Annotated in this window: 1 protein-coding gene and 1 pseudogene; both read left to right on the top strand. The window is 63.9% G+C overall.

The annotated features are described in order from the left end of the window. Positions 1-524: 524 nt before the first annotated feature. Positions 525-860 (top strand): annotated as a pseudogene (locus Q4F73_RS12125) (integrase core domain-containing protein); the annotation flags it as partial. A gap of 410 nt (positions 861-1,270) precedes the next feature. Further along, positions 1,271-3,106, top strand: a complete 1,836-nt coding sequence (locus tag Q4F73_RS12120) for a glycoside hydrolase family 15 protein (protein ID WP_303359596.1) — start codon at positions 1,271-1,273, stop codon at positions 3,104-3,106. Positions 3,107-3,292: the final 186 nt, after the last annotated feature.

Genomic DNA, 3,292 nt, shown 5'->3' with positions numbered 1-3,292 from the left:
ATCCACTCCGGACAGCTGCACACCAAGATCAACGCACTCTAAATCCTGAAGAGCCGCATAACCGCTTGACCTCGTAGAGGTCTCGATGGTCGTCAACGAACCGGAAGCGGTTCACCAGTTCGTCTCTTCCGCGAAATACTTGGCCACCTTACGAAGGATTTCTCGTTCCTCGCGGAGTTTGGCGTTTTCGCGTTCCAGTACGCGGATGCGCTCGGCGTCCGACAGTCCTGAGGCAGCGGTGGCGGAGTCCGACGCGGCGATGGGGCTGGCAACTTTCTCACCGTTGGCATTGGTTTTGGTGCCGGTGCCGAAGGCATCGAGCCAGCTGCGCAGCGAGTTGCGGTTGCCCCCGAGATCGGTGAGGCGATCGCGTTGATCGTTGCTCCGGGAGTCGACTCGTCCAACACCACTGCGTCACACTTGAACCGCTCGGTGTAGGTCTTGCGTGGCATGGTGGAAAGGTACCTCACTTCCCCAGCGACATGCTGGTTTCAGCGTGTCCACCACCAGGGGGTCAGGTCCCTTTGTCGATGGCCCGCGGGGTTCGCGGGAGCCTTCAGTGCGCGATCTTCCACTCCGATCATGGCCGTGTTTATACCTCTGAGCAGTACAGAAGCGCATGTGAGCGCTTCGGTGTCATCCAGTCGATGGGTGCGGTCGGTACGAGTGCGGACAACTCTTTGGCGGAGTCTTTCAACGCGTCGCTCAAGCGTGAAGTCCTGCAGGACGAGGCAGTCTTTGCAAGTCAGTTGGTGTGTCGCCGGGACGTGTTCCGGTGGTGCACGCGCTACAACACGAAGCGTCTACATTCGTGGTGTTGCTACCGCGGTCCGAACGCGTTTGAGGCCGCAGGTTCAGCTAACTTCCAATCGCATCGTGATGATATCCCCGTGTCCACTTTCCGGGGTTCAGGCCCCCATCAGGCTCGTGCCGGTCCCTGACACCGTCATACTGCTTGTCTTATCGAAAGGCAGACACACCACTTCCGCGGACTTGACCAATCATTGGGCTCTGTGACGTCGGCGGTGAGATATTCGGTGTTTGCCACCGGATGTTCAGCACCAGGCTCAGCGACGGGCGCGGGGGGTAGTCCACCTCCTCGCAAACAACAGCGACGGTGCGCACAGAGTCGGAGTACCCCCTATCCCGGGGATGAGCAGGCGGCAGGCCAGCTCCCCAGCCCCGCCGAGGATGACGATGTTCGGCGGTTCCATGTTCCCAGCCTCATGTATTCGGGCGGGCCCCGCCATCCCGCCCCTACACTGATGTCATGACCAAGAGCACGCCCCTCGAGAAGTATGCGCTTCTGTCCGACACGCACACCGCGGCGCTCGTCGCCGAGGACGGCAGCATCGACTGGCTGTGTCTGCCGCGTTTCGATTCGCAGGCGGTGTTCACCCGGCTGCTGGGCACCGAGGAGCACGGGCACTGGCGTCTCGACGCCCCCGGCGCTCGCGTGCTCGGCCGCCGTTACCTGGGCAATTCCTTTGTGTTGGAGACGACGTGGGAGTCCGACACCGGCACCGCCGTGGTCACGGACTTCATGCCGATGGACCCGGACAATGGGCGTTTCGAGTGCACCGACCTGGTGCGCCGGGTGACGTGCACCTCGGGCGAAATCGACATCCGCTCGGTGCTCCGGCTGCGCTTCGACTACGGCCAGGCCACCCCGTTCTACCGCTATCAGGTGCTCGATGCGGAGCCAAATATCGGCGCCATCCGGTGCGTGGCCGGCCCCGACTCGGTGTACCTCCGCGGCCCCTACCTCACCCTCAACGAGGAGACCGGTGCCCACCTGGGTGAGTTCCGGCTGAGCGACGGCGACACCCTGGAATGGGTGCTCACGTGGTTTCCTTCGCACCGCGACGCCCCGCCGGCACCGGACTACTCGCAGGCACTCGCGATCACGCAGGCCGCGTGGGAGAGGTGGGCGTCGGGAAGCACCTACGAAGGTGACTACCAGGAGATGGTCACCCGCTCCCTGCTCGTCCTGCGCGCACTCACCGACTCCCGCACCGGCGGTATCGTCGCCGCCCCCACCACCTCCCTGCCGGAAGAGTTCGGCGGCGAGCGTAACTGGGACTACCGCTACGTCTGGCTGCGTGACTCCGCCCTCGCCATCGAGGTGTTGGTTGAGGCCGGGTTCACCGACCGGGCCGACGGCTGGCGCAACTGGTTGCTCCGCGCCATCGCGGGCGACTCCAAGGAACTGCGCATCATGTACGGCCTGCGCGGCGAACGCCACTTGCCCGAGTTCGAACTCGATCACCTGCCGGGATACGAGGAGTCCCGCCCAGTGCGCATCGGCAACGGGGCCGCCGAACAGTACCAGGCCGACGTCGTCGGTGAGGTCATGATCGCCCTGGAGACACTGCGCGACGCCGGTATCGAGGAGGACGAGTTCTCCTGGGACCTGCAGAAATCCATCCTCGACTTCCAGGAGTACATGTTCGACGTCAAAGACCACGGCATCTGGGAGATGCGCAGCGAACCCGCCTACTTCACCCACGGCCGCGCCATGATGTGGGCCGCCTTCGACCGGGGCGTCAAGGCCGTGGAGAAGCACGGCCTCACCGGCCCCGCCGACCGGTGGCGCGAGCTGCGCGATCGTCTGCGAACTGAGATCATGGATCACGGGTGGAACGAGGAACTGCAGTCCTTCACCCAGACCTACGGCAGCACCAACGTCGACGCTTCCCTGCTGCAGCTCTCGCAGATCGGTTTTTTGCCTTATAACGATCCGCACATCCTCGGCACGGCGGCCCGTATCGAGAAAACACTCATCGACGACGCCGGGTTCCTCCACCGCTACCCCACCGGTACCGGCGTCGACGGCATCGCCGGCGGAGAATATCCTTTCCTCCTGTGCTCCTTCTGGCTCATCGACCAGTACGCCCACTCCGGCAGACTCGAAGAGGCCCGCGGAATGATGGACCGTGTGTGCTCCGTCTCCTCCGACCTAGGGCTGCTGTCCGAGGAATACTCGACGTCCTTTGAGCGACTGGCAGGCAACTACCCGCAGGCGTTCTCCCACCTCGGGCTCATCCGCGCGGCCGCCGCCATCAGCCACCCGGAGTCGCCCCTCGACCCCGCGGCCACCAGGTAAGCTGGCCGGTGGAATTTTTTCAAGACCCCGCGAAGGAGCCGAACCCCTCATGATCCAGTTCGTCATCGGAGCCGCAGCAGGCTATGTCCTGGGAACTAAGGCCGGCCGCCGGCGATTCGAGCAGATCAAGAAGGGCTACGAAACCGCGGTCAACTCCCCCGTCACCCGCAAGGCCGTCGACGCCAC

Source organism: Corynebacterium sp. (genome assembly GCF_030535495.1).
GTDB lineage: Bacteria > Actinomycetota > Actinomycetes > Mycobacteriales > Mycobacteriaceae > Corynebacterium.
This window is presented reverse-complemented; position numbering and strand designations above follow the sequence as displayed.